18 protein-coding genes are annotated in these 21155 nt (G+C 61.1%); 7 read left to right on the forward strand and 11 right to left on the reverse strand.

Translation table 11 applies throughout. From position 1 onward, the window contains the following. Nucleotides 1-18: 18 nt before the first annotated feature. Nucleotides 19-1332, forward strand: coding sequence for a 30S ribosomal protein S12 methylthiotransferase RimO (gene rimO / locus NKI41_RS09985; RefSeq protein ID WP_352682730.1), 1314 nt, complete (start codon nucleotides 19-21; stop codon nucleotides 1330-1332). 63 nt (nucleotides 1333-1395) lie between these two features. Here the strand turns inward: rimO and NKI41_RS09990 are convergent, their stop codons facing one another. The 8 genes from NKI41_RS09990 to NKI41_RS10025 all read right to left on the reverse strand — a co-directional run bounded on the left by NKI41_RS09990 (nucleotide 1396) and on the right by NKI41_RS10025 (nucleotide 9672). Beyond that, nucleotides 1396-2463 (reverse strand): BMP family ABC transporter substrate-binding protein, encoded by a 1068-nt coding sequence (locus NKI41_RS09990; RefSeq protein ID WP_352502446.1) that lies wholly within the window; start codon nucleotides 2461-2463, stop codon nucleotides 1396-1398. Between the two features lie 47 nt (nucleotides 2464-2510). Then, on the reverse strand, nucleotides 2511-3485 hold the full coding sequence (locus NKI41_RS09995; RefSeq protein ID WP_352448916.1) for an ABC transporter permease: 975 nt from the start codon (nucleotides 3483-3485) through the stop codon (nucleotides 2511-2513). Next, nucleotides 3485-4597: an ABC transporter permease gene (locus NKI41_RS10000; protein ID WP_352636755.1), complete on the reverse strand. Its 1113-nt coding sequence runs from the start codon at nucleotides 4595-4597 to the stop codon at nucleotides 3485-3487. Before NKI41_RS10000 ends, NKI41_RS09995 begins: the two co-directional genes overlap by 1 nt. Then, nucleotides 4594-6186 carry an ABC transporter ATP-binding protein gene (locus NKI41_RS10005; RefSeq protein WP_502901201.1) on the reverse strand — a complete coding sequence of 531 codons (1593 nt, stop codon included), beginning with the start codon at nucleotides 6184-6186 and terminating at the stop codon, nucleotides 4594-4596. Before NKI41_RS10005 ends, NKI41_RS10000 begins: the two co-directional genes overlap by 4 nt. Before the next feature lie 152 nt (nucleotides 6187-6338). Next, nucleotides 6339-7316, reverse strand: coding sequence for a quinone oxidoreductase family protein (locus tag NKI41_RS10010; RefSeq protein ID WP_352682734.1), 978 nt, complete (start codon nucleotides 7314-7316; stop codon nucleotides 6339-6341). 18 nt (nucleotides 7317-7334) lie between these two features. Beyond that, nucleotides 7335-8111, reverse strand: a complete 777-nt coding sequence (pcsA, locus tag NKI41_RS10015) for a phosphatidylcholine synthase (protein ID WP_502901204.1) — start codon at nucleotides 8109-8111, stop codon at nucleotides 7335-7337. Between the two features lie 35 nt (nucleotides 8112-8146). Further along, the gene (locus NKI41_RS10020) at nucleotides 8147-8761 is read right to left on the reverse strand and encodes a DUF1326 domain-containing protein (protein WP_352682738.1); all 615 of its coding nucleotides are present in this window, start codon (nucleotides 8759-8761) and stop codon (nucleotides 8147-8149) included. Nucleotides 8762-8775: 14 nt separating this feature from the next. After that, on the reverse strand, nucleotides 8776-9672 hold the full coding sequence (locus tag NKI41_RS10025; protein WP_352682741.1) for a DUF2182 domain-containing protein: 897 nt from the start codon (nucleotides 9670-9672) through the stop codon (nucleotides 8776-8778). Nucleotides 9673-9775: 103 nt separating this feature from the next. Here NKI41_RS10025 and NKI41_RS10030 point away from each other — a divergent pair, with 103 nt between their 5' ends. Next, on the forward strand, nucleotides 9776-10960 hold the full coding sequence (locus NKI41_RS10030; RefSeq protein ID WP_352682743.1) for a UbiH/UbiF family hydroxylase: 1185 nt from the start codon (nucleotides 9776-9778) through the stop codon (nucleotides 10958-10960). 245 nt (nucleotides 10961-11205) lie between these two features. Beyond that, on the forward strand, nucleotides 11206-11529 hold the full coding sequence (gene hspQ / locus NKI41_RS10035) for a heat shock protein HspQ (protein WP_023675043.1): 324 nt from the start codon (nucleotides 11206-11208) through the stop codon (nucleotides 11527-11529). A 125-nt stretch (nucleotides 11530-11654) separates the two neighbouring features. On the opposite strand, the gene NKI41_RS10040 is transcribed toward hspQ, so the two are convergent. Then, nucleotides 11655-12284: an invasion associated locus B family protein gene (locus NKI41_RS10040; RefSeq protein ID WP_352448908.1), complete on the reverse strand. Its 630-nt coding sequence runs from the start codon at nucleotides 12282-12284 to the stop codon at nucleotides 11655-11657. Nucleotides 12285-12515: 231 nt separating this feature from the next. Between NKI41_RS10040 and NKI41_RS10045 the strand changes: the two genes are divergently transcribed. Then, the gene (locus tag NKI41_RS10045) at nucleotides 12516-14336 is read left to right on the forward strand and encodes an extracellular solute-binding protein (RefSeq protein WP_352682745.1); all 1821 of its coding nucleotides are present in this window, start codon (nucleotides 12516-12518) and stop codon (nucleotides 14334-14336) included. Between the two features lie 23 nt (nucleotides 14337-14359). After that, entirely contained in the window at nucleotides 14360-15037 is a 678-nt protein-coding gene (locus NKI41_RS10050; protein ID WP_352471875.1) for a DsbA family oxidoreductase, read from the forward strand. A gap of 6 nt (nucleotides 15038-15043) precedes the next feature. Here NKI41_RS10050 and NKI41_RS10055 read toward each other — a convergent pair whose 3' ends face one another. Beyond that, nucleotides 15044-15478 (reverse strand): hypothetical protein, encoded by a 435-nt coding sequence (locus tag NKI41_RS10055; RefSeq protein ID WP_352613631.1) that lies wholly within the window; start codon nucleotides 15476-15478, stop codon nucleotides 15044-15046. Between the two features lie 624 nt (nucleotides 15479-16102). Between NKI41_RS10055 and NKI41_RS10060 the strand changes: the two genes are divergently transcribed. Together NKI41_RS10060 and mgtE are read left to right on the forward strand one after the other, a co-directional pair. After that, nucleotides 16103-17992, forward strand: coding sequence for an ABC transporter ATP-binding protein/permease (locus NKI41_RS10060; RefSeq protein ID WP_352682747.1), 1890 nt, complete (start codon nucleotides 16103-16105; stop codon nucleotides 17990-17992). 268 nt (nucleotides 17993-18260) lie between these two features. Further along, nucleotides 18261-19625: a magnesium transporter gene (gene mgtE, locus NKI41_RS10065; RefSeq protein ID WP_352682750.1), complete on the forward strand. Its 1365-nt coding sequence runs from the start codon at nucleotides 18261-18263 to the stop codon at nucleotides 19623-19625. A gap of 57 nt (nucleotides 19626-19682) precedes the next feature. On the opposite strand, the gene gor is transcribed toward mgtE, so the two are convergent. After that, a complete protein-coding gene (gene gor / locus NKI41_RS10070) occupies nucleotides 19683-21071 on the reverse strand; it encodes a glutathione-disulfide reductase (RefSeq protein WP_352682751.1) in 1389 nt (462 codons plus the stop codon). Nucleotides 21072-21155 lie beyond the last annotated feature (84 nt).

A 21155-nucleotide genomic window follows, 5' to 3' on the forward strand; every position in this document is an offset into this window, starting at 1 on the left:
AAAATCCGGAAAGCTTTGATGTCCGCCCCTCGCGTCAGTTTCGTCAGCCTTGGATGCCCGAAAGCCCTTGTGGATTCGGAGCGCATTATCACGCGCCTGCGCGCCGAGGGCTACGAGATCGCCCGCAAGCACGACGGCGCCGACCTGGTCGTCGTCAACACCTGTGGCTTCCTCGATTCGGCTCGCGATGAATCGCTCAATGCCATCGGCTCGGCACTTTCGGAGAATGGCAAAGTTATTGTCACCGGCTGCCTCGGCGCCGAGCCGGACATCATCCGTGAAAGACATCCCAACGTCCTCGCCATCACCGGACCACAAGCTTATGAAAGCGTGATGAGGGCGGTGCATGAGGCCGCCCCCCCGAGCCACGATCCCTACATCGACCTTTTGCCGCCGCAAGGGGTCAAGCTCACGCCGCGCCACTATGCGTATCTCAAGATCTCGGAAGGCTGCAACAACCGCTGCACTTTCTGCATCATCCCGGCGCTGCGTGGCGACCTCGTATCGCGGCCGGCGGCCGACGTGTTGCGCGAAGCCGAGAAGCTGGCCAAGGCCGGGGTCAAGGAGATCCTCGTCATCTCGCAGGATACCAGCGCCTACGGCATCGATATCAAATACCAGACCAGCATGTTCGGCGATCGCGAAGTGCGGGCGAAATTCCTCGATCTATCGGAAGAACTGGGCAAGCTCGGTGTCTGGGTGCGCATGCACTATGTCTATCCCTACCCGCATGTCGCGGACGTCATCCCACTGATGGCCGAAGGCAAGATTCTTCCCTATCTCGATATCCCATTCCAGCACGCCTCGCCGCAGGTGCTGAAGAACATGCGCCGGCCCGCTCATGGCGAAAAGACGCTCGAGCGCATTCGCGGCTGGCGCGACGTCTGCCCGGACCTTGCCATCCGCTCCACCTTCATCGTCGGCTTCCCCGGCGAGACGGACGACGACTTCGAGATGCTGCTCGACTGGCTGGACGAGGCCAAGATCGACCGCGCCGGCTGTTTCAAATACGAGCCGGTCAGAGGCGCCCGCTCCAACGAGCTCGGCCTCGAGCAAGTGCCGCAGGAGATCAAGGAAGCCCGCTGGCACCGCTTCATGCAGCGCCAGCAGAAGATTTCGGCAACGCAGCTAACCAAGAAAATTGGCAAGCGACTGCCGGTCCTGATCGACGAGGCGCATGGCAATTCGGCCAAGGGCCGGACCAAATACGATGCGCCCGAAATCGACGGTTCGGTCCATATCCAGTCGCGGCGGCCACTGCGCGCCGGCGACATTGTCACGGTCAAGGTCGAGCGTGCCGACGCTTACGACCTTTACGGCTCAGCCGTCTGATATTCCGTCCAAAATGAAAAGGGCGCCGCGTGGCGCCCTTTCGTTCGATATGTTTCCGACCGCCTACTGCGGCAGCTTGTCGTCGACGCCCTTCACGTAGAAATTCATGCCGAGCAACGTGGCGTCGTCGGCGACCTCGCCCTCCTTCAGCCAAGGTGTGCCGTCCTGCTTGGCGACCGGCCCGGTGAAGGGGTTCCAGCCGTCGGCGATCTTCTTGGTGGTGGCTTCGGCCATCGCCTTGACGTCGTCGGGCATGTTGGTGAACGGCGCCAGCTTGACGGCGCCGTCCTTAATGCCGAGCCAGACATTATCGGGCTTCCAGGTGCCGTCGAGCGCCGCCTGGACGCGGCTGATGTAGTAGGGACCCCACTCGTCGGTCAGCGCGGTCAGCTGCGCGTGCGGCGCGAACTTGATCATGTCGGAGGACTGGCCGAAGCCGTGCAGCTTGCGCTCTTCCGCCACCTGCAAGGCAGCGGTCGAGTCGGTGTGCTGGACGATGATATCGGCGCCCTGGTCGAACAATGCCTTGGCAGCATCGGCCTCCTTGCCCGGATCGAACCAGGAGTTCACCCACACGATCTTCGCCTTGAAGTTCGGGTTGATCGACTGTGCGCCGAGCATAAAGGAATTTATGCCCATCACCACTTCCGGGATCGGGAAGGAAACGATGTAGCCGGCGACGCCCGACTTCGATTGCTTGGCGGCGATCTGGCCAAGCACGTAACGGCCTTCGTAGAAACGCGCATTGTAGATGCCGAGATTTTCGGCGGTCTTGTAGCCGGTGGCGTGCTCGAACATCACCTTGGGGAATTTCTTGGCGATCTTCACTTCCGGGTCCATGAAGCCGAAGGACGTGCCGAAAATGATCTTGCATCCCTCGCGCGCCAGGCGCTCGAAGGCGCGGTCGGCATCGGGGCCTTCGGAGACGTTTTCGAGATAGGCGGTCTCGACTTTGTCGCCGAGTGCCTTTTCCACCTCGAGGCGGCCTTGGTCGTGCTGGTAGGAGTAGCCGAAATCGCCGATCGGGCCGGTGTAGACCCAGCACGCCTTCAGCTTGTCCGCCGCCTCGGCTGATGCCGCCAGCGACAATGCGGCCGTCGCCGCCATCAGGGCAATAAGCAGTTTTTTCATTGTGTTACCTCTCTGAGTTAAGCCTTGGAGCTTCCGTCTTTTTGTTGTCAACGATCCGGAACGAATGGCTGGCCCAAGGAGGCCGGCGTGTTCATCATCGTCAAACGCTTGTTGCGCGAGATTAGAACGAGAACCACGACGGTTGCCAGATAGGGCAGCGAAGAAAGCAGTTGCGAGGGAAACGATTTTAAGAACGCAATTAACTTGTAGAGCAACCAGGGCGCATCGACGAAGTCCTGCAGATTTATGGCTTGGACGTGAAGCTGGCCAACCCAGATCGCGCCGAAAATATAGGCGCCGGCCAGCACCCGCCATGGCCGCCAGGAGGCGAAGACGACCAGAGCCAGCGCGATCCAGCCGCGGCCGGCGGTCATGTTCTCCACCCATTGCGGTGTGTAGACCAGCGATAGGTGACCGCCGGCGAGGCCGGCACAAGCGCCGCCGAAAATCACTGAGAGATAGCGGTAGCGGATGACATGGATGCCAAGCGCATGGGCGGATGCATGGCTGTCGCCGATCGAGCGCAGCGTGAGCCCGGTGCGGGTCTTGAACAGGAACCACATGACGGCGGCGGTCAGCGCGATCGAGATGTAGAAGATTGGATCCTGGCCGAACAGCAGCCTGCCAACGACCGGGATTGCGGTCAGGCCGGGAATATCGAGGTTTGGCAGCCTTTCGCCGGGCTGGCCGACAAAATTCGTTCCCATCATGCCGGAAAGGCCGAGGCCGAGCAGTGTCAGCGACAGGCCGGTGGCCACCTGATTGGTGGCCAGCGACAGCGTCATGACGGCGAACAGCAGCGAGAACACCGCCCCCATGGTGATTGCCGCCAACAGCCCTATCCAAGGCGAGCCGGTGAGATAGCCGGCGCCGAAACCGCCGACGGCACCCATGATCATCATTCCTTCGACGCCGAGATTGAGCACACCCGAACGTTCTACCACCAGTTCGCCGATCGCCGCGATCAGCAGCGGCGTCGCCGCCGTCGCGATGGTCAAGAGGATGTTGACGGTGATGTCCATCAGCGGGCTTCCTCCAGCTTCGGCGCTGCCTCGAGCTTCGGCGCGGAAAAGCCGGTCAGGCGAATGCGGTAATGGATGAGCGTGTCGCAGCCGAGCACGAAGAACAAAAGCATGCCCTGGAACACGCGCGCCACCTTGTCGGAGATGCCGAGCGCGCTTTGCACTGCCTCGCCGCCCAGATAGGTCAGCGCCAGCACAAGGCCTGCGGCGACGATGCCGAGCGGATTGAGCCGGCCGAGAAATGCCACGATGATAGCGGTAAATCCGTAGCCGGGCGAGATCACCGGCTGCAATTGTCCGATGGCTCCCGAGACCTCCGAAATCCCTGCAAGTCCGGCCAGTGCGCCCGACAGCAGGAAGGCAAAGAAGACCATGCGGTTAAGGCCAAACCCGGCGAAGCGCCCTGCCCTCGGGCTTGAGCCGAGCACGCGGACCTCGAAGCCTTTCAGCATACGGCTCATCAGGATCCAGATCAGTATCGCCGCGATCAGCGCGAAGACAAATCCCCAGTTTGCCCGGCCGGATTCCGGGAGGAGTTCCGGCAGTATGGCCGAGTCGTTGAACTGGATGGTCTGCGGGAAACCGTGGCCCTGCGGATCGCGCCACGGCCCCCGTACGAGCCAATCGAGGAAGAGCTGGGCGACATAGACCAGCATCAGGCTGGTCAGGATCTCGTTGGTGTTGAAGCGCGTCTTCAGCAGTGCCGGGATTGCAGCATAGGCGGCCCCACCGACCATGCCGAGCAGAAGCATCAGCGGCAGCACCAATGGGCCTTCGAACTGCGGAAACAGCACGGGGATGATCGAGCCGACAATGCCGCCCAGGATGAACTGGCCTTCGGCGCCGATGTTCCAGATGTTGGCCTTGTAGCAGACCGACAGTCCGACCGCGATCAGGATCAGGGGGGCGGCCTTGATCGCCAGCTCATGCAACTGCCAGACCTGGCTGATCGGTTCGATGAAGTAGATGCGGAACGCGGTCAACGGGTTGACGCCGAGCAGCGCGAACATGATGGCACCGGCAATGATCGTCAAAACGAAAGCGATGAAAGGCGAGAGTGCCGAAAACAGCATCGAGCGCTGCGGGCGTTTTACAAGTTCGAGGCGCATCAGGCCGTCTCCAGCGTATGTTCGGCATGACCGGGTTCGGCGCCGCCCATCAGCAGCCCGATTTTCTCGAATGTCGCTTCAGCTATCGGTAGCGGCTTCGACAATTCGCCATTGTGCATGACCGTGATCGCATCGGAAATCTCGAACAGCTCGTCGAGGTCCTGGCTGATCACCAGCACCGCCGAGCCGCTGCGCGCCAGTTCGATCAGCGCCTGGCGGATGTGGGCCGCCGCACCCGCGTCGACCCCCCAGGTCGGCTGATTGACCACCAAGACGCTTGGCCGGCGGTCGAGTTCGCGGCCAACGATGAATTTCTGCAGATTGCCGCCCGAAAGAGCCGCTGCCTCCGGATCCGGCGCGCTCTTGCGCACGTCCATTGCCTTTATGATGCGCTGGGCAGCGGTATGGATCGCATCGCCTTTGACCATTCCACCGGTGCCGACAAACATCTTGCCATCGGTGGCGTGGCGCGACAGAAGCAGGTTCTCCGAAAGCTTCATGCGCGGTGCTGCGCCATGGCCGAGCCGCTCTTCCGGGACGAAGGCAGCGCCCATCAGACGCCTGCCGGTGATGGTGAGGCCACCGGCATCCTTGCCGCGGATGCGGACCGAGCCGGCATCCTGCTGCAGCACCTCGCCGGAAACGGATTCGAAGAATTCGCCCTGGCCGTTGCCGGCCACACCGGCAATGCCGATCACCTCGCCGGCGCGGACCTCGAGATTGATGTTCCTGAGCGGGATCGAGAACGGGGTCGCCGGCTTGCGGGTGAGTTCGCGGATTTGAAGCAGCACCGGCGCGGTCTCGATACCCTCGGCCGGCGCCCGCACCACGGCCAGCACCTCGTTGCCGACCATCATCCGCGCCAACGAAGACGCGGTTTCCTGGCGCGGATTGCAATGGCCGACCACCTTGCCGTGACGCAGCACGGTGGCGCGGTCGCAGATCCGTTTGACCTCTTCCAGCCGGTGCGAAATGTAGAGGATGGACTTTCCTTCCGAACGCAGCCGTTCGAGCGTCTCGAACAACTTATCGGCCTCCTGCGGCGTCAGCACCGAAGTTGGTTCGTCGAGGATGATAAGTTGCGGCGTCTGCAGCAGGCAGCGGATGATTTCGATGCGCTGACGCTCGCCGACCGACAGATCACCGACCAGCGATAGCGGATCGAGAGGCAGGCCGTAACTGTAGGAGAGCGCCCTCGCCTTGGCCGCGATCGTACTGATCGGCGAGCCGTCATCCAGCGACAGCGCGATGTTCTCCGCCGCCGTCAGCGCTTCGAACAGGGAAAAATGCTGGAAAACCATGCCGATGCCGAGCTTTTTTGCGGTGCCGGGGCTGGTGATCCTGACCGCCTGGCCATTCCAGAAAATCTCGCCGGAATTCGGTTCCAGCGATCCAAATAGCATTTTCACCAGGGTCGACTTGCCGGCGCCGTTCTCGCCAAGCAACGCATGGATCTCGCCCTTGGCGATGTTGAGATCGACATGGTCGCACGCCATCAACGTGCCGAATATCTTTGTGAGGCCGCGAACCTCAAGCAGGTTTGCGCCGTCCTGATCTGCACTCACGGTGCCTCCATCTGGTTTGCCAGACATGTTCTGTGTTCCCGCAAGCATCGTATGCGCGGGCTGCTCTCTACGGTAAGCGCCTCACGACTTGAAAGAGCTTCAAGAATTTCAGCGGAAACTCAAGCGGTAAAAAGCAGTTCGCAAGAACGGCGGCGTCGGCGGCCCGAAACGGCGGGCACCTAAGGGATAAGTATTGTTGTCCCGGTGGTCCGGCGCCCTTCGAGATCGGAATGCGCTTTGCCGGCCTCGCTGAGCGCGTAACGCTGGTTGATCTTGATCTTGACGGCGCCGCTGAGCACCACGTCGAACAAGGCGGCGGCGGAAGCCTCGAGGTCTTCGCGCCTGGCATTATAGACGAACAGCGTCGGCCGCGTTGCGAACAGCGAGCCCTTCTGCGCCAGCAACGAGATGCTGAAGGGCGGGATCGGCCCAGACGATTGACCGAAGCTGACGAAAGTGCCGAGCGGCCGCAGGCAATCGAGCGAGGCTGGAAATGTGTCGTTGCCGACTGAATCGTAGACAACGTCGCATTTCTTGCCACCGGTGATAGCGGCAACGCCGGCCACGAAATCCTGTTCGCGATAGTTGATAACGTGGTCGAAGCCATGCGCCTTGGCGAGCTCGATCTTGTCGGTGGAACTCGCCGTGCCGATCACTGTCGCGCCAAGATGCTTGGCCCATTGGCCGAGGATCAGCCCTACACCGCCCGCCGCCGCATGAAACAGGATCGTGTCGCCGGCTTTCACCTTGAATGTACGGCGCAACAGATATTCGGCGGTCATGCCCTTTAGCATCATGGCTGCGGCCTGTTCGTCACTGATGCCGTCCGGCACCTTCACCACGCGGCCGGCGGCGATCACGCGCTGCCCGGCATAGGCGCCGGTCGTCACGGCGTAGGCGATGCGATCGCCGGGTTTGAGCCAGTCGACATCCGAGCCGACATCCAAGACCACGCCGGCCGCCTCGCCGCCGGGGATCAGCGGAAATCCGCCCTGCGGCGGATAAAGGCCAGAGCGATAATAGACGTCGATGAAATTGAGACCGATCGCGGTATGCTTGACCAGGATCTGTCCCGAGCCCGGCTGCCCGGGATCGGCATCCTCATAGGTCAGGACCTCCGGGCCGCCATGGGCATGGATGCGGATCGCTTTGGACATTTTCTGGCTCTCTTGGGATCAGGCTTTCTTATCGGGCTTGGCGCCGAGATTTGGGAAGAACTGCATGATAGCGCCGATGCAAGCGAGGTAAAGCCCGGTGACCGTAATCCCGATCTTGATGAAATCGCTGACCTGCTCGCCCAGCACGCCGATCTGGTCGTAGAAGGAGGCAAGTGCGGCCTGCGCCAGCGCCAGCGCGCCGAAAGCGCACCAAAGCAGCGTCATGCCGAGATTGATTGGCCGCAGCCGCTTCACCCGCACCGGATGGATGAAATTGATCGGCACGAAGGTGAGAATGCCGGCCACCACGACCACGGCGAAAGAAACCCATTGTCCGGGCTCGATGACGAACAGCGTGAACACCACCATGTTCCAGACGACCGGAAAGCCCATGAAGAAATTCTCCTTCGTCTTCATGCCGGTATCGGCATAGTAGATTGCGCTCGACACCACGATGATCGCCGCCGACAGGAACGACAGGCGCTCGCCCATGAAGCCGCGCTGATAGAGCGCGAAGGCCGGAATCAACACGTAGGTCACGTAGTCGATGATGTTGTCGAGCAGTTCGCCCGACCAAGTCGGCAGGATTTCCTTGACATCGAGCTTCCTGGCGATCGGCCCGTCGATGCCGTCGACGAAAAGCGCCAGCCCCAGCCACCAGAACATCGCCGTCCAACGCTGCTCGCTTGCTGCCACCAGCGACAGAAACGCCAGGAATGAGCCCGACGCGGTCAAGAGATGGACCGAGAACGCCCGCGCCTGAGGCCATGTGACTTTCTTCTTCGGCCGCGGAATCCGGTCGGCGATTTTCCTGGCCGTCGTCTTCTTGCTCACGGGCCCCGCCACTCCAGCTTGCAGATTTCGGCCGAACGGCCAGCAAAGTTCCAGTTGCGGCCAAAGGCCCGCATTTTGCTCTTGTCGGATTTGGCGACGATGATTTCCGGCGCAATCCAGTATTCCGAATTGCTGATGACCGTATCCTTGTCGCGATCCTTGCCGGTGATTGGCGTCACCGCACCATCGATGATCTTCGGTATCTGAAAGATGCGTGTTTTCTCACGCGTCTCGTAGGTGACCGGCACCTGCTCGGCGCCGAGGAACTGTCCGACCAGGATGGAGAGCAGCGATGTGGTTCCACCGGCCTTGCCGGTGAATATCTTCGTCAGTCCCTTCACAGCGTAAACCGAGGCGCGCTTGTCGATGAACAGGCCCGCCGTCCAGTTGCCGCGGCTCATATAACCGGGGATTTCCATGACCAGCCCAAGATTGAGGCCGGACAGGTCGACCTCGCCGAAATGGCCGGCATCGATCCGGAACCCCGCCCAGGTTTGGCAATAGCCTTCCGTAGGCGGATGATTGCCGAGCGACAGAACGCAAGGGCAAAAAACCGTGCAATTGCAGGAAAGGATGAGCTCTCCCTTCATTGCCCAGTTTTGATCTGTCATCGAATTCTCCCCCCTCATGCCGAGACTACTAGTAGCGCGGCTGCCCAGACAAGCAGTATCGCACCGCCCAACCGCGTCGGCAGATTGCCTGCCGTCTGTTTTTCGACCAGGCTAAACAAGCCGACCAGCGCCATCCAGAACACGTTCATCACACCGACGGCAAACATTACCAGCATCAGCGCCCAGCAGCATCCAAGGCACCACAGGCCCTGCTCCATACCGAGCCGGAAAATGCGAATGGGCCTGGCGCTCCAGTTGGCGAACAGGACCGAGAACGGATTTCTGCACTTCTCCAGACAGGCTTCCTTCAGCCAGCTGAACTGATAGAGACCAGCGATCGACAGCGCGGCTGCTCCGGCAATTCCAAGCAGCGGATCGAGCATCTGCCCGGATGACACGAATGCATGGACTGCGAGCGTCAGGGCAGCGAATATTGCCGAGGCGGCAAGCCAGACGCTCAAATATCCAGCGACCAGGATCAGCGGATGGGCAACGGGTTCCCCCTTGATCCGGGCGGTATCTGCGATCTCGCAATAGGTGCGGATCATCGGCGCCGCGGAGGGCAGCATGGTCGCGATGGCCATCAACAGCCACATCGCGGTGAGTGCCCCGCCTTGCGCGCCTACGCTTGCGCGAAGCGGCGCCGGCGCCAGGCAAAGGGCGAAGAAACGCGCAAGGAAATCCGGCAGCGGCAGTTGCGGCAGGTATTCCAGCACGGCGTCGCCGGGTACATCGGCGCCCGGGAGCCGGCTCACCGCCCCCCGAACTGCCATTGCGCCGAGAAGGAGCCAGGCAAGGGCGATGCCCATGCCGGCAACGACGCTCACCGTCAGTCGAGGGCTGCGCGCAACGCTCGCAATCGCGCGGCCGGTGCCGTCGAGGTGGCTGAAATCGTCTTGTCGGCCGGTCATGGCAACCGAATGGGCCGAATCGCCGCGTTGATCAAGCCGCATCACCTGACCTATATGGACCAGCAGGCCGGACGGGCCTCACCTCGCAATCCGGAAGCCGAATTTGAACCATCGGGAAACAGCACGGATACTGGTCGCCGGCAGCGGCCCTGCGGGGCTGATCGCGGCGCTTGGCTTTGCCGAGGCGGGTTTTCCCGTGACGCTCGTCGGACCCGATGCCGCCGGCCCCGACGGCCGGACGACAGCCTTGATGAACCCTGCCCTGAAGATGTTCGAACGGCTAGGGATCTTCGACGGAATCAGGCCGCACGCAGCGCCGCTCAAGGTGATGCGTATCGTTGACGCAACCAACCGGCTGATCCGCAGCCCGACAGTGACCTTTCGCGCCAGCGAGATCAACGAAGAGCAATTCGGGCTGAACTTGCCCAACAGCGTTCTCAACCGCATGCTAGCCGAGGCTGTCGCGCATTCGGGCATCGAATGGCGAAAGTCGATGGTGGAGGCATGGCGCCTCGATGCCGACCATGCCCATGCCGTTCTCGCCGACGGCAGCGAGGTTGAGGCATCGTTGGCAGTTGCCGCCGATGGCCGTCAGTCGCCGGCCCGCGAGGCAGCCGGCATCCGCACCTCGATCCGATCCTATCCGCAGGCGGCGTTGGTGCTCAATTTCGGTCACCGCAGCGACCATGCCTTCACCTCGACCGAATTCCACACCGAGACCGGTCCGTTCACACAGGTTCCCCTGCCCGGCAACCGGTCCAGCCTTGTCTGGGTGCTCGAACCCGATATCGCCAAGGACCTTGCAGCACTCGACGACGCCGAGCTTTCGACGCGGGTCGAACAGCGAATGCAATCGATGTTGGGCCGCGTGTCGGTTGAGCCCGGCCGGCAGGTCTACCCACTTTCAGCGGTGAGCCCGTGGCGGTTTGCGCATCGCCGCGTGGCACTTGTCGGTGAAGCCGCCCACGTGTTTCCCCCAATTGGCGCGCAAGGCCTCAATCTCGGCATCCGGGACATCGACGACCTGATTGGTGCCGCAAGCAGAAACCGCTCGGACCCGGGCGCCGCCAAGGCGCTTGCAGCCTATGATTTCAAGCGGCGGCCGGACATTCTGGCGCGCAGCAGCGCGGTCAACCTGCTCAACATGTCGCTGCTTTCCGACATGCTGCCGGCTCAGATGGTGCGCAGCGCTGGCCTTGGCGCGCTTGAGCGGTTTGCGCCGTTACGGGCGTTTTTCATGCGCGAGGGTCTTCGACCCGGCAGCGGTTTTGCGGCGTTTTTTGGCTGATTGCGAAAACCGGCTGAGCGATAGCGATCTTGGCCACCGCCCTTGATCCGCATCTCGCGATGCTCAACCCGGCATCAAGGGGATCGGGATTGAATTGACGCCGCGTCTGCGCCAAATAATGACGATGTCGACCTTAAGGTCTGGGCCAATCTTTGCCGGACCGGTGCGTAAGAATCTAAAGTCCTGGAGCGTTCCTTGCGTGTTCCGAGATGCGTGGCGTTCAAGAAGTTCAAGTGGTGAGTGCGATGAAGACAGCCAAATTCTCGATCGGACAGGTGGTTCGGCACCGGCTGTTTCCGTTCCGCGGCGTCATTTTCGACGTCGATCCGCAATTCGCCAATACTGACGAATGGTACGAGGCGATCCCCGCTGACGTGCGGCCGCGCAAGGACCAGCCTTTCTATCATCTGCTCGCCGAGAATTCCGAAACAGAATACATCGCCTATGTGTCCGAGCAGAATTTACTCGAGGACCGGTCGGGCGAACCGGTCCGGCATCCGCAGATTGGTGAAATGTTCGACAAGAAGCCGGACGGGCGCTACGAGCCGAAGCACCAATTGAGACATTGACTTAGCCGGGATCTGGCTGGGCTGGGACTGGTTTGAGACTTGGCTGAACGCGACAAACGGCCGGTCCAAACGAAAAAAGCGGGGTATGAGCCCCCGCTTTTTTTGTTGGTTCGAAAACCCGTCGATCAGTTGGCGGCCTTCGCCTTTTCCTGCTCTTCCTTGAGCTTCTTGGCAAAGTCCTGATTGTTCTTGGCGACGAACTCCTGGAGCTTCTTCTGCCGGTCCTCGATGTCCGACTGCTGCAGCGGCGGGCCGTCGAAGGCGCCGCTGAAGCCGGTCAGCGCAATCTTGATCGGGTTCGGCTGGTTCTGGAAATTGACCGAGGTGAGCGTCAGCGCCGATCCCTTCTTGAAGGATGCGACAAGCTGATCGCTCAGCGGCACTTCCGCCACGCAGCGATCCGGAAAACAAATCACATAGTCGAGCTTCTGCGCCTTGCCGCCGTCGATCTGGAGGCCGATGCCGGGAGGAACGAGACGGCCGGTCGGAACCGTCACCTGGAACACCTTGCGGTTCACCTTGCCCTTCAATTCGATCAGGCTGACGCCGGTGATGAGCTGGCCGTTGCCGGCGGTGGTAATGTTCTGGACATTGCAGATGTCGACGTCTTCCTGCTTGGTGCAGGCCTTGAACCAGCCTTGCGGAATCTGCTGTTGCTGCTGCGCGGAAGCAGCGGGAATCCCGGCGCCCAGAATGCCGACCACGCCAGCGGCCATGACCGACAGGCGGTACGCGTTGCTGTTCAGGCTCGTCATGTCGTGCATTCCTCTCAAATGATCCCGGAACCGGCTTTTTTCATGCCGTGTGGTCCAGCTACCTGTTGCCGAAATGAGGCAACAGAATGACTTCGGACGGCGTGTTACACTGCAAGCGGTGCCGAATCCAGCCCGGGTCTCGCGAATCTTGGCCAAGGGATAGGCTCAAGGGGTTGGCCGGTGCACGACCGGCTCATGTATGCTGCGCATCGAATCGGGAAGGAGACGGTCATGGGCCGCGTTGTCGTTTGGCTGATCGCCGCAATCTTGTTTGTCGGCCTTTCCCTGCAGCCGGCTCTGTCGGAACCGAAGCACGCGCTTGCCATGCAGGGCGAGCCGGCGCTGCCGGCCGACTATGATCATTTCAATTACGTCAATCCCGACGCGCCGAAAGGCGGCAGCATTACGTATTGCGTCGTCTGCAGCTTCGATAATCTCAATCCGTTCATCCTGAGAAGCCTGCGCACCACCGCGCGCGGCATGATGGATCAAGCCTTTGGCAATCTTGTCTTCGAGCCGTTGATGCAGCGCAACTACGACGAGGCCTTCAGTCTCTACGGCCTGCTCGCCGATACCGCCGACATGGATCCCGAGCGCAAGAGCATCGAATTCCACCTCGATCCCAACGCCAAATGGTCGGACGGCGAGCCGGTGACGCCGGAAGACGTGTTGTTTACCTATGACGTCTTCACCGAGAAGGGCCGGCCACCTTACAGCCAGCGAATGAAAGCGATTGCCAAGCTCGAAAAGACCGGCGAGCGCAGTGTGCGCTTCACCTTCAACGAAAAGGCGGACCGCGAATTTCCTTTGATCATTGCGCTGACGCCGATCATCCCGAAACACGCCTTCAACAAGGACACCTTCGACAGGACGACGCTGAAGCCGGTGATCGGCAGCGGGCCTTATACCGTGGCGCAAGTCGTGCCCGGTCAGCGCATCGTGTTCAAGCGCAATCCGGACTATTGGGGCAAGGACGTGCCGTCCAAGCGCGGCTTCGACAATTACGACCAGATCACCATCGAATATTTCCTCAACGCCAACGCCAAGCAGGAAGCGTTCAAGAAAGGCATCTGCGCCATCGACGACGACAGCGACCCGGTCAAGCGCGAGCGCGATCTCGATTTTCCGGCCTTCCACAGGGGCGAGGTCATCGCCGAAAATTTCGATACCGGCATTCCGCCGGTGGTCAACGGGTTCCTGTTCAACACGCGGCTGCCGAAATTTTCCAATCCGGTCGTGCGGCGCGCGCTCGGCATGCTCTACGATTTCGAATGGGCCAACAAGAACCTGTTCGGCGGCAAATATACGCGCACGATGAGCTTTTGGCAGAATTCCGAACTGTCCGCGCTGGGCCACCCGGCCAGCGAAAAGGAAAAGGCCCTGCTGGCCCCCTACCCCGGCCGCGTGCCCGCAGATGTCATGGACGGCACCTACAGGCCGCCCGTTACCGACGGCTCCGGCCAGGATCGCAAGGTGCTGAAGGCGGCATTCGAGCTGCTGAAGAGCGCGGGCTATACGGTGCAGGACGGCGCAATGCTCGATCCCGAGGGAAAGCCGTTCGGTTTCGAGATCCTGACCGCCTCGCAGGACGAAGAGCGACTTGCCGCTATCTATCAGCGCACCCTTGAGAAGCTCGGCATCGATGTCGGCATCCGCAGCCTCGACGGTGATCAGATCCAGTCGCGCAAGCAGCGTTTCGATTTCGAGGTGCTGGTCGGCTCGACCGGTTTCAACAACTCGCTGTCGCCCGGTATCGAGCAAACCGGGCGGTGGGGATCCGCTGCTGCCAAGGCCGAAGGCTCGTTCAACCTGGCGGGTGTCGCCGACCCCGCAGTGGATGCGGCGATCGAGGCGATGCTGAGAGCTCGTTCGAAGGAGGACTATGTAGCGGCCGTCCGCGTTCTCGACCGGCTGCTGATCTCCGGCAATTACATGGTGCCGACGCAGCACAACAACCAGCAATGGCTCGCTTATTGGAACTATCTGGAACATCCGCAAAAGACGCCCATATACGGTTATCAGTTGCCGACCTGGTGGCGCAAACCGAGGTGACCTCTTCACAACAGGAGATCAAGATGAACGACGAGAGCTCGATTACCGTCGATGTGGTCTCCGACGTCGTGTGTCCCTGGTGCTTTATCGGCCAGAAACGGCTCGACAAGGCGATTGCCGCCGTCGATATCGACGTTCACATACGCTGGCGGCCCTTCCAACTCGACCCAACAATCCCGCCCGAAGGCAAGAACCGCCGCGACTATATGGTGGCGAAATTCGGCAGCGAGCAACGCATCCGCGAAATCCATGCCCGGATCGAACCGCTGGGCGAGGCTGAAGGCATCTCCTTCGCATTCGACGCCATCAAGGTCGCGCCCAATACGCTGGATGCGCACCGTCTCATTCGCTGGGCCGGCACGGCCGGCGAGGCCATTCAGAACCGGCTGGTGCGCCGGCTGTTCCAGCTGAATTTCGAGGAAGGCGCCAATCTCGGCGATCATGCCGTGCTGATCGAAGCCGCCCGCGAGGCCGGCATGGATGCGTCCGTGGTCGAAACGCTTCTGCCGACCGACGCCGATGTAGAGGCCGTGCGCACCGAAATCGCCACCGCTTCGCGCATGGGCATATCGGGTGTGCCGTGCTTTCTGCTTGAAGGCAAATATGCGGTGATGGGTGCCCAGGACGCCGATACGCTCGCCGATGCACTCCGCCAGGTCGCCGCGGCCAAGGCACGCGGCGAACTGGAAACAGCGAACTGAGTCGGACTATTTCACGGTCACCTTGGCCTTGCTGACGAAAAAGCCATGGCCATGCTTGCCGGTGCAGGTCAATCCCTTGGTGGATGACTGGCAGGAAAATGGCCCCTTGCTCCAGCTGTTGCCGTAGGCCAGCCTGGTGACGCCGCCGCAGCAGCCTTGCTCGCCCGGATTCTTGATCAGCGTCGCCGGGCCTTTCGGGCCGAGGATGATCGTGACGTAGCTGGGCTCGACGCGCGAACAACTCAGTTCCGGTCCGCCATCCTGTGGCTCGTAGGTGCTGGTGCCGCCGTTCGGCGTGTAGATGCAGCCGATATTGCCGGACGGCGTGTTGAACTCGATCTGTCCCTCGGCATTTGCGGGAACGGTCTGGCTGCCGGCATATGTTTGCGGCAGCCAGAAAAATGTTGCGAGCGTCGCGACAAAAAATGTCCGTGCAAGCATGGCGAACTTCCCCCCGGTTCAAACCTGGATGCGTCCGGCAGGTTCAATCCGAAGCGCGTGTTTGTCAAACGCGGTTTGTGCGCGCTCTTAAAAAGGCACGGGCCAATTGATAGATCTTCATCCCGGACTGTGTCGGCAAAGTCATTGCTTGGCCGACTACGGGTCCTGACAAGGCGGCTTCAACCACGAATCATACGTCACGTTCTGGCCGCCGACGAGGCCGGACTGGCCGTGAAGGCGGTTCAGGCTGTGAAGATCGGCCGCTGGAAGGCGCTTCTATGTTCACAAAGCTGTGTGAAGACCTTCCCTTGGGGAAGATCTCTACTTGCTCGGGCGCAGGCAAGTAACTATTTGAAATTGCGTTGGTATTCCGCCCCTCGAAACGTGACGGCACAGCGCCGTGATCATTCATTCTGTTGCTCCACTGCAACGGCCGGCAAGCTAAGCCACCTGCGACTGGTGAAAAGCTAATGGAAAATGATCAATTGGTGTTACTGTCCGTAACAAAAGAAAAATCGTTTGGGCGGGATAGTGATTCGGGTCGATAGACCAACGCGACATTCAATATCGGAAAAATGGCTCCGCGGTGCCGCAAGGCAGTCGCCCCTGACGCCCGTATCGTCGATGCGCAGCTTCTGGGGGCTGATGCGGGTCTACTGGTTCTCGGACCGCTGGAGGGAAGCCTGGACGCTGACGCTGGTGATCGCGCTGATCATCGCGCTGTCCAGCAAAGCCGACGTCTGGTTTACGGTAGCTGGGGCTGAGCTGGCGACTTCGATCGCTTTTTTCCACGATGCCGCGAACACGACGCCACTCAAGACAATACTGACCAACGCCGGTTGGCTGGTGCTGCTGGTCCTGCTCAAGGACTTGGTTATTGCCGGCATTCACAACCTGGTTTCCAAGACATTGCATCGCAAATGGCGTGGCTGGCTGGACAGCCGATTCAACGAGGCCCTGCTCGACTCTAACCATACGCATTTCCATGCCCAGCATGGCTCTTCCGGGAATGCAGCTCCCGACAATATCGACCAGCGCGTGCAGGAATCCATCAAGGCCATGACTGGCGGAGCCATCGGGCTTGCTTCGGGTGTGCTAAGCGTCTTCGCTTCGTTCTACTTTCTCGGTGGCGAATTGCTGAAAAACTCTGTCGAGGTGAAGGGCCTGGAGTTTCTCGGCAGCTACGGCAGCGCCGTCCTTGCTCTCCTGGCAATCGCTGTGTATGTGCCGTTCAACACCTGGATCGCATTGAAACTCGGCCGAATGCTGGAGTGGCTAAACGTCAGAATGCAGCAGGCCGAAGGCAGTTACCGCAGCGAGTTGATCACATTCCTGCGCCGCAGTTTTCATGTCGCCGCATCGCAGGGCGAGAATGTGCAGAAGACTGTAAACAGCCAGCGTTATGCCGACATTGACCGTACCTGGGCCAGACTGAACATCGTCAATACTGGCTACGCCTCGTTCGAGCTGATCTATAATTTCATCGGTGCCAAGATTGTCGCTTTCGGGCCAGGGCTCGTGCCCTTCATCCACAACGGCCTCGACCTCAAGGGTTATCTGACAGCTTCCGGCCAGGTCGATAAGCTGATCAGCAACTGTTCGTGGTTCATCCATGTGATGCCGGACATCGCCACCTTGCGCGCCAACAGCCAGCGCGTCATCGAATTGGCGCAGGCAATCGAGAACGTGCAGCAGCCACAGGAATTCTATCAGCAGACCGGCCGGTCCGACTTCCGCTACGACCACCAGAACCCGGTTTTCGGACTGACCATCCAGAAGCTCGAACTGGCGCATCAGGGCGAGGACGCAACGCCCTTCCTGAGTGCCGCGAACTTGCGCTTCCGGCGTGGCGAGTGGACTTTCCTCAAGGGCGAATCCGGTTGCGGCAAGACCTCGCTCGTCAAGGCGATCAACGGCCTGTGGCCTTATGGCCGCGGCACCATCGTCTTCCCGGAAGGGGTCAGGAGTTTCTACGCCGCCCAGGAGGTGAAGCTGCAGCAGGTTTCGTTGAAGCAACTGGTCTGCCTGCCTGGTTCCGAGCATGATTACGCCGACATGCAGGTCGCATCCGCCCTGCACAAGGCCGGCCTCGGCGATTTCATCGAGCATTTGGCCGATGAGAGCCGTGAAGGAAAGATCTGGGATCAGGTTCTCTCGGGTGGGCAGAAACAGAAGCTGGTTGTCGCCCGCATCGTGCTGCAGCAGCCGGGATTGCTGTTCCTCGATGAAGCCACCGGCGCGCTCGACCCCGATGGACGGATCGCCTTCCACCAGGCGATCAAGGACAATTGCCCTGATGCAACCGTGATCTCGATCATGCATGAGGCGACGCCGCCGAGATCGCTCGCGGGCACCGAATTCTACCACAGCGTGGTTGCGATCGCCGACGGCGTCGCTACCAAGAAGCCGCTGGTTCCGAGCTTGCCGGTAGAGCTCACCACCATCCTCACGCAGCCGACACGGCCGGCCGAGGACAAGTGGCTGCGCTTTCCCCGCCGGCTGAAGCAGAGATAGCCGCGGCACCACTGCCGGCATCCAGCCACTGCCACGTAGCCCGATCACAGTCTCGCGATCCGCCGGTTTGCCGCCGTTTTAACCCGCTCTCGCGATTGACTCGGCAAGGCGCGCTCCTATGTTGCGCCGGCTTGCAGAATCTCAACTCGAACCCGCGAGCAGAAAGGTCACCGCGCCATGCCTGGCGACAGTCACAGTCGAACGCAACCGCCGTCCGCTTGACGTGACCTGACAGGCTCACGTCCTGCCGGACGGCAAGGAGTGAGCCATGAACGAGTTTTCCCCTGTCGCGGGCGGCGATGCCATCGCCATCGCTCGCGTACTTGCCAACGAACACGTCGCCGACATCGTCGAGGCCTTGAACCAGGAGCCCCGCGAGACGGCATCGGAGCTGCTTTGCGAAGTGCCGTTCGGGCGGCTGGTCGAGATCTTCGACCAGCCTGAACTCGACGGCGCATCCGAACTGGTCGAGGCGCTGCCCCGCATCAAGGCAGGCAGACTGCTTGCCGCCATGTCGGTCGATCGCGCCGCCGACATACTGCGCGATCTGAACGAGCCGGCTCGTTCCGAACTGCTTGGTGGCCTGGCGCCACCGCTGCGCGCGACGCTGCTTGCCATTCTCGGCTATCCCGAAGGCAGCGCCGCCTCGCTCATGACGACCGAATATGTCAGCGTGCCGCCGGACTGGAGCGTGGCCCGCACGCTGGATTATATCCGCAAGGTGGAGCGGACGCGCGAAACCGTCTACGCGATCTACATCGTCGATCCGCAAACGCATGTCCTGTTGCGCTCGACCAGCCTGCGTCGACTGATCGCTGGCGGGCCCGACGAGCTGATCATGGCAATCGCGCCGGATCGTGCGCCTGTCACCGTTTCACCGCTGACCGACAGTGAAAAGGTTGCTCAGCTGATCTCGAAATATGATCTGCTCGCCGTTCCGGTCGTGGACAACGGCAAACTGCTCGGCATCGTTACCATCGACGATATTATCGACACGATGATCGAGGAAACGACGGAGGATGTGCATCGTTTCGGCGGCATGGAGGCTCTCGACGAGCCGTATATGAAGATGGGCTTTCTGGCGATGATCCAGAAACGCGCCGGCTGGCTGTGCGCGCTGTTTATCAGCGAGATGCTGACCGCCAACGCGATGCAAAGTTACGAGGGCGAGATGGAAAAGGCGATCGTGCTGACGCTATTTATTCCATTGATCATGAGCTCCGGCGGCAATTCCGGCTCGCAGGCGACCTCGCTCGTCATCCGGGCGCTGGCACTGCGCGAGATCGGCCTTGGCGACTGGTGGCGGGTGGCATTGCGCGAGCTGCCCACCGGCCTGGTGCTTGGCTCGATTCTTGGCGTGGTCGGCGTCTGCCGCATCGCGCTCTGGCAGTATCTCGGCTTCTACGACTACGGCCCGCACTGGCCGCTGATCGCAATGACGATCGGCGCCACGCTGGTTGGCATCGTCACCTTCGGCTCGCTGTCTGGATCGATGCTGCCGTTCGCCCTGAAGCGCATGGGCTTCGACCCGGCCAGCGCATCGGCCCCGTTCGTCGCCACGCTGGTCGACGTCACCGGGCTGGTGATCTATTTTTCTGTGGCGCTGGTGATCCTGGGCGGAACGTTGCTGTAAGAAAACTCACGCTCTTCCATCGCGGCAATTTCGTTGCCGCGATGGGTTGTCGTCGCGTCAGACGCGCTCACCATCTCTCACCCGGTAAGTCGGCTTGTACATGGTGACGAGTTCTTCCGCGGCGGTCGGATGCACCGCCATGGTGCGATCGAAATCATCCTTGGTCAGGCCGGCCTTCAGCGGTATGCCGAGAAGCTGCGCCATTTCGCCGGCATCCGGCCCGAGAATGTGGGCGCCGAGGACCTTTTTCGAGGCGCCGTCGACGACCAGCTTCATCAGCATCTTTTCGTCGCGGCCGGAAAGTGTGTGCCGCATCGGCCGGAAGGTGGCGCGGTAGATTTCAACATCCGGAAAGCGCTTTGCCGCCTCATCCTCCGACAGACCGACCGTACCGATCTCGGGCTGCGAAAAGACTGCGGTAGCGATCGTGTCATGGTCGGGCGCCGTCGGCTTGTCCTTGAAGGCGGTCTCGACGAAGCACATCGCCTCGTGGATTGCCACCGGCGTCAATTGCACGCGATGGGTGACGTCACCGATTGCCCAGACGTTGTCGATGTTGGTGCGGGAGTATTCGTCGACGTGGATTGCCCCGGTTTTGGTCATCTCGATGCCGACGCCTTCCAGGCCCATGTTCTCGGTATTGGGAATGCGGCCGATGGCGAGCATGACCTGGTCGACCGTCAGCACCGTGCCACCGGTGACAAGCGCGTCGAGCCGGCCGTCAGGCCGCTTCCTGACCCACTCGGACACGGCGTGGCAGAGGATTTTTATCCCTTTCTTTTCCATCGTGTCGTGCAGCATGCGTCTGAGGTCCATGTCGAAACGGCTGAGGATCTCCTTGCCGCGGTAGACCAGCGTCGTGTCGACGCCGAGGCCGTGAAAGATGTTGGCGAATTCGACGGCGATATAGCCGCCGCCCTCGATCATGATTGCCTTCGGCAGTTCCTTGAGGTCGAAGGCCTCGTTGGAAAAGATGCAGTGCTCATGGCCGGGCAATGCCGGATGCGGTGCCGGTCGCCCGCCGGTAGCGATCAGGATCTGGTCGGCGGTAACGGTGCGATCCTCACCGAGAAGATGCACCACATGCCGATCGACCAGGGTGGCGCGCGAATGAAAGACCTCGCCGCCGGCGCCCTGCACGTTCTTCTTGTAGATGGCCTCCAGCCGGCTGATTTCGCGGTCCTTGTTGGCGACCAGCGTCTGCCAGTCGAAACGCGCCTCAGGCACCGTCCAGCCATAGCCGGCGGCATCGGCGAAATGCTCGGGGAATTGCGAGGCGTAGACGTAGAGCTTCTTCGGCACGCAGCCACGGATCACGCATGTGCCGCCATAGCGGTATTCCTCGGCGATGCCGACCCGCTTGCCGAGTGCCGCCGCAACGCGCGCCGCCCTCACTCCGCCGGAGCCGCCGCCGATGACGAAAAGATCGTAGTCGTAACCGGCCATGGCTGAACTCCTTGCCCCTCAAACCCCGAGACAGGTAGGCTGCCGACTATCAAAAGAAAAGCCCGGATTTGCCGGGCTTTTGGT

The sequence above is a fragment of the Mesorhizobium sp. M0601 genome (genome assembly GCF_040320845.1).
Classification (GTDB): Bacteria; Pseudomonadota; Alphaproteobacteria; order Rhizobiales; family Rhizobiaceae; genus Mesorhizobium.

Bases quoted from the DNA above. Each gene is read 5' to 3' on its own strand.
- NKI41_RS10010 (WP_352682734.1), bottom strand. From the start codon at position 7,316: ATGTCCAAAGCGATCCGCATCCATGCCCATGGCGGCCCGGAGGTCCTG.
- NKI41_RS10050 (WP_352471875.1), top strand. From the start codon at position 14,360: ATGAACGACGAGAGCTCGATTACCGTCGATGTGGTCTCCGACGTCGTG.
- NKI41_RS10045 (WP_352682745.1), top strand. From the start codon at position 12,516: ATGGGCCGCGTTGTCGTTTGGCTGATCGCCGCAATCTTGTTTGTCGGC.
- NKI41_RS10020 (WP_352682738.1), bottom strand. From the start codon at position 8,761: ATGACAGATCAAAACTGGGCAATGAAGGGAGAGCTCATCCTTTCCTGC.
- NKI41_RS10005 (WP_502901201.1), bottom strand. From the start codon at position 6,186: ATGTCTGGCAAACCAGATGGAGGCACCGTGAGTGCAGATCAGGACGGC.
- NKI41_RS10060 (WP_352682747.1), top strand. From the start codon at position 16,103: ATGCGCAGCTTCTGGGGGCTGATGCGGGTCTACTGGTTCTCGGACCGC.
- rimO (WP_352682730.1), top strand. From the start codon at position 19: ATGTCCGCCCCTCGCGTCAGTTTCGTCAGCCTTGGATGCCCGAAAGCC.
- hspQ (WP_023675043.1), top strand. From the start codon at position 11,206: ATGAAGACAGCCAAATTCTCGATCGGACAGGTGGTTCGGCACCGGCTG.
- NKI41_RS09990 (WP_352502446.1), bottom strand. From the start codon at position 2,463: ATGAAAAAACTGCTTATTGCCCTGATGGCGGCGACGGCCGCATTGTCG.
- NKI41_RS10040 (WP_352448908.1), bottom strand. From the start codon at position 12,284: ATGACGAGCCTGAACAGCAACGCGTACCGCCTGTCGGTCATGGCCGCT.
- mgtE (WP_352682750.1), top strand. From the start codon at position 18,261: ATGAACGAGTTTTCCCCTGTCGCGGGCGGCGATGCCATCGCCATCGCT.
- NKI41_RS10025 (WP_352682741.1), bottom strand. From the start codon at position 9,672: ATGACCGGCCGACAAGACGATTTCAGCCACCTCGACGGCACCGGCCGC.
- gor (WP_352682751.1), bottom strand. From the start codon at position 21,071: ATGGCCGGTTACGACTACGATCTTTTCGTCATCGGCGGCGGCTCCGGC.
- NKI41_RS10055 (WP_352613631.1), bottom strand. From the start codon at position 15,478: ATGCTTGCACGGACATTTTTTGTCGCGACGCTCGCAACATTTTTCTGG.
- NKI41_RS09995 (WP_352448916.1), bottom strand. From the start codon at position 3,485: ATGGACATCACCGTCAACATCCTCTTGACCATCGCGACGGCGGCGACG.